The organism is Flavobacterium sp. ACAM 123 (assembly GCF_000264055.1).
Classification (GTDB): Bacteria; Bacteroidota; Bacteroidia; order Flavobacteriales; family Flavobacteriaceae; genus Flavobacterium.
Genome location: NZ_AJXL01000143.1, coordinates 1 through 7,303, shown reverse-complemented (window position 1 = coordinate 7,303; position 7,303 = coordinate 1). Strand labels below are relative to the sequence as shown.

The 7,303-nt window shown below is 36.5% G+C and carries 6 protein-coding genes; 5 read left to right on the top strand and 1 reads right to left on the bottom strand.

Annotated features, from left to right (window positions below; all coding sequences use genetic code 11):
* Positions 1 to 28: 28 nt before the first annotated feature.
* A complete protein-coding gene (locus A3SG_RS0116810) occupies positions 29 to 688 on the bottom strand; it encodes a hypothetical protein (RefSeq protein WP_016991171.1) in 660 nt (219 codons plus the stop codon).
* A 432-nt stretch (positions 689 to 1,120) separates the two neighbouring features.
* Here A3SG_RS0116810 and A3SG_RS0116805 point away from each other — a divergent pair, with 432 nt between their 5' ends.
* The 5 genes from A3SG_RS0116805 (at position 1,121) to secA (ending at position 7,228) form a co-directional block, all read left to right on the top strand.
* The gene (locus tag A3SG_RS0116805; protein ID WP_016991170.1) at positions 1,121 to 1,807 is read left to right on the top strand and encodes an ABC transporter ATP-binding protein; all 687 of its coding nucleotides are present in this window, start codon (positions 1,121 to 1,123) and stop codon (positions 1,805 to 1,807) included.
* A gap of 139 nt (positions 1,808 to 1,946) precedes the next feature.
* On the top strand, positions 1,947 to 2,804 hold the full coding sequence (locus A3SG_RS0116800; RefSeq protein WP_016991169.1) for a RimK family alpha-L-glutamate ligase: 858 nt from the start codon (positions 1,947 to 1,949) through the stop codon (positions 2,802 to 2,804).
* A 55-nt stretch (positions 2,805 to 2,859) separates the two neighbouring features.
* A complete protein-coding gene (locus tag A3SG_RS0116795) occupies positions 2,860 to 3,429 on the top strand; it encodes a cob(I)yrinic acid a,c-diamide adenosyltransferase (RefSeq protein WP_016991168.1) in 570 nt (189 codons plus the stop codon).
* 145 nt (positions 3,430 to 3,574) lie between these two features.
* Positions 3,575 to 3,796 (top strand): DUF2795 domain-containing protein, encoded by a 222-nt coding sequence (locus A3SG_RS0116790; protein ID WP_007138072.1) that lies wholly within the window; start codon positions 3,575 to 3,577, stop codon positions 3,794 to 3,796.
* Positions 3,797 to 3,883: 87 nt separating this feature from the next.
* Positions 3,884 to 7,228, top strand: coding sequence for a preprotein translocase subunit SecA (gene secA, locus A3SG_RS0116785; RefSeq protein ID WP_016991167.1), 3,345 nt, complete (start codon positions 3,884 to 3,886; stop codon positions 7,226 to 7,228).
* Positions 7,229 to 7,303 lie beyond the last annotated feature (75 nt).

The following is a 7,303-nucleotide window of genomic DNA, read 5'->3' as shown; positions in this document are numbered from 1 at the left end:
TTTTTTTTTAATATAAATTAGTAAAATCTTACTGTTTTGCTTCTTTCATTTCTTCAGATTTAGCGCCCATTCTATTAATCTTTAACATTGGACCAAATTTGAATTTTAAACCTGCAATTTCTCTATTATCTGATGATGAAAGACCCTCTTTTTCAACAGTGTTTTTTCTACTGTCTAATGCTTCATACATCAATTTAACTTCATCCCAGTCTTCACGAGAATAATTATCTTTGTTATCTTCAGCGGTATGAATAAATTGTCTGTACACGCTAAGAATATTATCTTTATTTACCCAGTCAAAATTCATATCATCACCAATTTTTCCTTCACCAAACAATGAATTTCTCATTTGTTGTTTAGAATTTGGCATTGCAGCTTGCATTTCCGCTTGCATTCTAGCTTGTAGTGCAGCATATTTTACTTTGCTTGCTTCTATTTTTGCTTTAGCTTCTTCACTTTCTTTTAAATCTGAAAGTGCTGTTTCAGCTTGACTGCTTCTTATTTCATAACTAGCTTCGATTGCAGACCAGTTTGCTTTAGCATCTTCTGGCGCTACATTTTCTAACGAGTCAACATAAACAACATAAGATTCAACCGTTTTGTTTGCTTCTTCTGTTTTTTCGTCTTTACAAGATGTAAATCCTAAGGCGATAACCGCCATTCCTAATACTAAATTTGTAGTTTTCATAGTTTTGATTTATTAATTATTCGTGAACAAATGTAGCAGGCAATTAAGCATATTCAATCTAAATCCAATAATTATGTAAATAATTGGATTAATTATGAAATTAAATGCAAACAACTAATTGATAATGAGTTATACATCTAACATCTGCCTATTTCCCCAACTCTTTTGACTCGTCCTTTATGATTAAATAACTTTTCAGACTACTTCCCGCAGCCCGTCAGACACAAGAAAGACTACTGCTCTAGAGTCCAATATCCAAAACGGTCTGTATCCATTAGATCTATCTTAAAACTCTTGGCTAATCCAAACAATGGAGGAACAGGATCACAATCTTTATGTAACAAAAATGTATTTTAAGCAACTTACCTTTAATTCAAAAGTGTTTTGTACTTTTAAAAATTAGAAAATCATAATTTACCAACTGAAATAACAATGTCAAATCCCTTAATAAAAATAACCAATATCAAAAGAGATTTTGTACTTGGTAACGAGATTATTTATGTACTGAAAGGTATTGATTTAGAAATTAATAAAGGAGAATATGTCGCGCTGATGGGACCTTCGGGTTCCGGAAAGTCTACTTTGATGAATCTTTTAGGTTGTTTAGATACTCCAACATCCGGAACATATATCCTTAATGGCCAAGATGTCAGCAAGCAAAAAGATGATGAATTAGCCGAAATTCGAAATAAAGAAATTGGTTTTGTTTTTCAAACCTTTAACCTGCTACCTCGTACCACGGCACTTGCGAATGTCGCTTTGCCTATGATTTATGCAGGATATTCAAAATCAGAAAGAACTGCTCGAGCTGCTGAAGTGCTAGAGCAAGTCAACCTAGGCGACAGAATGGACCACCAGCCCAATCAATTATCGGGTGGGCAGCGCCAGCGTGTAGCCATCGCCAGAGCCTTAGTCAATAAACCGTCGATCATTCTCGCAGATGAACCTACAGGAAACTTAGATAGTAAAACCTCCGATGAAATCATGAAGCTTTTTAATGATATTCATGCTGAAGGCAATACCGTTATTTTAGTAACCCATGAGGAGGAAGTTGCCGCTTATGCCCATCGAATAATTCGTTTACGCGACGGAATGGTTGAAAGCGACATCACAAAATAGTTATAGTAAGGAGCTTTTTCCGGCTATCCATTACAATCTTTTTTATCCTGAAATCAGGATAAAAAAGGATTTCTATTTCTATCCGGGCTAGGAGACTCTTTTCCAAAATAAACTCTACTAATTCATTACACTTTTAAAAATGAAAATAGCCTTACTAACCTGCGAAAAACTTCCAGACTTAACGCCGCAAGACCGACCTTTAATTGCAGAATTAGCAAAATATGGAATTACCGCAACTGCTGTAATTTGGGACGACCCAAGCATTAATTGGAGTGATTTTGACTATTTGGTCTTTCGAAATACCTGGGATTATTTCGAAAAAGAAACCGAGTTCAACCTTTGGCTTGACCAAATAGAAAAATTAGGGATTAAGACACTCAATCCTATTGCCATCATAAAACAGAATAAACACAAATTTTATTTGCGGGTAATGGAACAGCAGGGAGTCAAAATACTCCCTACCTTGTTTATAGATAAAACAACTGATTTAAATCTAAAGGAACTAATGCCGTCCCATTGGAATAAAGCGGTTATAAAACCCGCCTTTTCTGCTGGTTCATATCTCACGGAAGTCTTTGAAGCAGCCGATACTGAAAAAATAAATACCCAATATAAAGCTATAGCCTCTGACAAGGACTTGTTATTACAACTGTTTATGCCGGAGATTCAAACAGTAGGCGAAACCTCCTTTATATTTTTTAATAAAAAGTTCTCCCATGCGGTCAATAAAAAACCCATCCCAGGTGATTTTAGAATTCAAGTGCAATTTGGCGGCATCTACAGACTAACACATCCTGATGCTGAACTGATCTCCAAAGCACAAAAAATTGTAGATACATTTACAGGAAAATTATTGTATGCCAGAGTAGATGGAATTGTAATTGATAATGAGTTGCATCTGATGGAAGTGGAATGCATTGAACCTGATTTGTATTTTAATCTAAGTGAAGGTTCCTTAGAACGATTTGTTAATGCCATAGTGGAATTAATAAAGTAAATTTGTACTCGCTTGGAAGACCAAGCAAACAACCGAACAAACAAATAAACAGCATATGAAAGTATATACTAAAACTGGCGATACAGGAACAACGTCACTTTTTGGAGGGACACGGGTTCCTAAAGACCATATTAGGATTGAAAGTTATGGAACTGTAGACGAATTAAACTCCAATATAGGCCTAGTTCGTGACCAAGATATGAATGCGCATTACAAAGACACGCTCGCAGAAATCCAAGACCGGTTATTCACCATTGGAGCCATCCTAGCAACGCCACCAGAAAAAGAGGTGAAGAAAAATGGAGAACTTCGTTTGCAAAATTTAGGAATTGTAGAGAGCGATATCGAATTATTAGAAAATGAAATTGACAGCATGGAAAGCGAACTACCTGAAATGACTCATTTTGTCTTACCCGGCGGCCACACTACAGTGTCATATTGTCATATTGCACGATGCGTATGCCGACGCGCAGAGCGACTTGCGGTCCATTTAAGTCATAATGAACCGGTAGCTGAAATCGCAATTAAATATTTGAACCGCCTTTCTGACTATCTTTTTGTTTTAGCAAGAAAATTGTCTCAAGACTTAAACGCTGAAGAAGTTAAATGGATTCCGAGGAAGTAAACAGTCACAGTACTCAGTACTCAGTTTCTGGCAACTGCGACTGTAAACTAAAAAAAACGATCTTAACTTTTTTAAAAATAAATAGTTTTTTACTTGTATTTTTCGGTAAAATTTTTATTTTTGCACAAAACTAAACCGACAAAAAATGTATTGGACATTAGAACTAGCATCCTACTTAAGTGATGCACCGTGGCCCGCTAACAAAGACGAACTTATTGACTACGCTATACGTGCAGGAGCTCCGTTAGAAGTAGTAGAAAACTTACAGTCTATTGAAGACGAAGGAGAGATCTATGAGTCGATGGAAGAAATTTGGCCGGATTACCCCACAGACGAAGACTATCTTTGGAATGAGGATGAATATTAAAAATAATAATCAAAGAAAAAGTCTCATCAGAGGCTTTTTTTTTGGTTAAATTTACATTTTGAAATAATTTAGAAATACAAATATATTATGAGTTTCATAAATAGTATAATTAAAGCCTTTGTCGGAGACAAATCCGAAAAAGATGTTAAAGCGTTGCAACCTTATCTTGAAAAAATCAAGACTTTTGAAAGCAATCTTATCGCTCTGACAAATGATGAATTAAGAGAGCGCACCGTTTTTTTTAAGGAAAAAATAAAATTAAACCGTGCCGGAATCGATGCTAAAATTGTAGCTCTTAAAGTTGAAGTTGAAGGGATTGAAGACATTGACAAAAGAGAAGAGTTCTATGAAGAAATGGACGCTTTAGAAAAAGAAGCCTATGAGGTATCTGAAAAAACGCTCCTAGAAATTCTTCCTGAAGCCTTTGCTGTAGTAAAAGAAACAGCGAGACGTTTCAAAGATAACTCAGAGATATCAGTAACTGCAACAGCAATGGACAGAGAGTTCTCTGGAAATAAAGCCTATGTAAGCCTTGATGGAGATCGATCAATCTGGCAAAACAAATGGAATGCTGCAGGAAAAGAAATTACCTGGGACATGATTCATTATGATGTTCAATTAATTGGTGGAATGGTCCTTCATGAAGGTAAAATTGCAGAGATGCAAACGGGTGAAGGAAAAACATTAGTCGCTACTTTGCCACTCTATCTGAATGCGCTAACCGGCAACGGCGTACACCTAGTAACGGTGAATGATTATTTAGCTAAACGTGATAGTACGTGGAAAGCACCTTTATTTGAATTCCACGGTATGACAGTTGACTGTATTGACAACCACCAGCCAAGTTCTGACGGAAGAAAAAAAGCATACAATTCTGATATTACCTACGGAACAAATAACGAATTTGGCTTTGATTATCTTAGAGACAATATGACGCATTCGCCAGATGACTTAGTGCAGAGAAAGCATAATTATGCTATTGTCGATGAGGTAGATTCTGTATTGATTGATGACGCAAGAACTCCTTTAATTATATCTGGACCCGTGCCACAGGGAGATCGTCATGAATTCAATGAATTGAAACCAAAAATTGAAAATTTAGTAGCATTACAGCGTCAATTAGCAAATGGTTTTTTATCAGAAGCAAAAAAATTAATTAAAGAAGGAAAAACTAAAGAAGGTGGAGTCGTGCTTTTAAGAGCTTACAGAAGCTTACCTAAAAACAAAGCTTTAATTAAGTTTTTGAGTGAAGAAGGAATCAGACAATTACTTCAAAAAACGGAGAACCAATACATGGCAGATAACAATCGCGAAATGCATAAGATTGATGAAGCATTGTACTTTGTAATTGAAGAAAAAAATAATCAGGTAGAATTAACAGATCACGGAATTAAATTCCTTTCAGGAGATACTGATTCTGACTTTTTTATTCTTCCGGATATTGGGACTGAAATTGCCTCCATTGAAAAGAAAAAACTAGACGTAGACGCTGAAGCAGAAGAAAAAGAAAGACTATTCCAGGATTTCGGCGTAAAAAGCGAGCGTATTCATACCTTAACTCAACTTTTGAAAGCGTATAGCCTTTTTGAAAAAGATGTGGAGTATGTAATCATGGATAATAAAATCATGATTGTTGATGAACAAACGGGTCGTATCATGGATGGCCGTCGTTATTCTGATGGATTACACCAAGCTATCGAAGCCAAAGAAAATGTGAAAATTGAGGCTGCAACTCAAACTTTTGCAACTGTAACTTTACAGAATTACTTTAGAATGTATAACAAACTTGCGGGAATGACTGGTACTGCCGTTACTGAAGCAGGTGAGTTATGGACGATATACAAATTGGATGTGGTAGAAATACCGACTAACAGACCAATGGCAAGACAAGATAAAGAGGATTTTATTTATAAAACAACTCGTGAAAAATTCAATGCTGTTATTGAAGATGTAACTGAATTATCAAAAGCAGGAAGACCAGTACTTATTGGTACCACTTCTGTGGAGATTTCTGAATTATTAAGCCGTATGCTTAAAATGAGAGGTGTTGGGCACAATGTCTTAAATGCAAAAATGCACAAACAAGAAGCGCAAATCGTGGAAGAAGCAGGAAAAGCCGGAGTGGTTACCATTGCAACTAACATGGCGGGTCGTGGAACCGATATTAAATTAACTGCCGAAGTAAAAGCAGCTGGTGGACTTGCGATTGTAGGTACAGAGCGTCACGATTCGCGTCGTGTTGACAGACAGTTGAGAGGTCGTGCTGGTCGTCAAGGAGATCCTGGAAGTTCTCAATTTTATGTTTCTCTTGAGGATAACTTGATGCGTTTGTTTGGTTCTGAAAAAGTAGCCAAAGTAATGGATAGAATGGGACTTGAAGAAGGGGAAGTGATTCAGCATTCTATGATGACCAAATCTATCGAACGCGCCCAGAAAAAAGTGGAAGAGAATAACTTTGGTGTACGTAAACGTTTGTTGGAATATGATGATGTGATGAATGCACAACGTGAAGTGATATACAAACGTCGTCGTCATGCTTTATTTGGAGAACGTTTGAAACTAGATATCGCTAACATGTTATACGATACCTGTGAGCTAATTATCCAAGACAATAAAAGAGCCAATGATTTCAAAAACTTTGAATTTGATTTGATTCGGTACTTTTCTATCACTTCACCAGTTGCTGAGGCTGACTTTTTAAGGCTGACTGAAATTGAATTGACAGGGAAAGTATATAAAGAAGCTTTAAAATACTACCAAGAGAAGACAGAGCGTAGCGCAAGAGAAGCGTTTCCTATTATCAAGAATATATACGAAGATAAAAACAATCAGTTTGAGCGTATCGTCGTGCCATTCACGGACGGTGTAAAATCACTGAGCGTGGTTACTGATCTGAAAAAAGCATACGAATCCGAAGGGAAACAATTGATTGCTGATTTCGAGAAAAACATCACTTTATCTATCGTCGATGAAGCTTGGAAAAAACACTTACGTAAAATGGATGAGTTGAAACAATCCGTTCAACTTGCCGTTCACGAACAAAAAGATCCTTTACTAATCTATAAATTTGAAGCCTTCAATTTATTCAACGGCATGCTAAATGGGGTTAATAAAGACGTTATTTCGTTCTTATTCAAAGGAGATCTGCCGCAGCAAAGCGTTCCAGATATTGAAGAAGCGGTAGAGGTACGCGAAAAAGAAGATTATAAATTGAGTAAAGACGAAGTGACAAATAGTGAAAGTGCCAATCGTGAAGCTGGTGAAACGCAACAACGACAAGTTACTGAAACCATTAAGAGAGATATGCCAAAGATTAACCGCAACGATACTGTTACGATTCAAAGCGTGGCTAATGGTCAAACTCAAGAAATGAAATATAAAAAAGCCGAAAGCTTAATCGCATCTGGCCAATGGGTTATTATAAAAGAGTAATTCCTCTTCTGCCACCATTTTCAGGCCTTGAAAGAGAGCTGTAAATAATATGATCCCCAATTACACAAAGTAGTT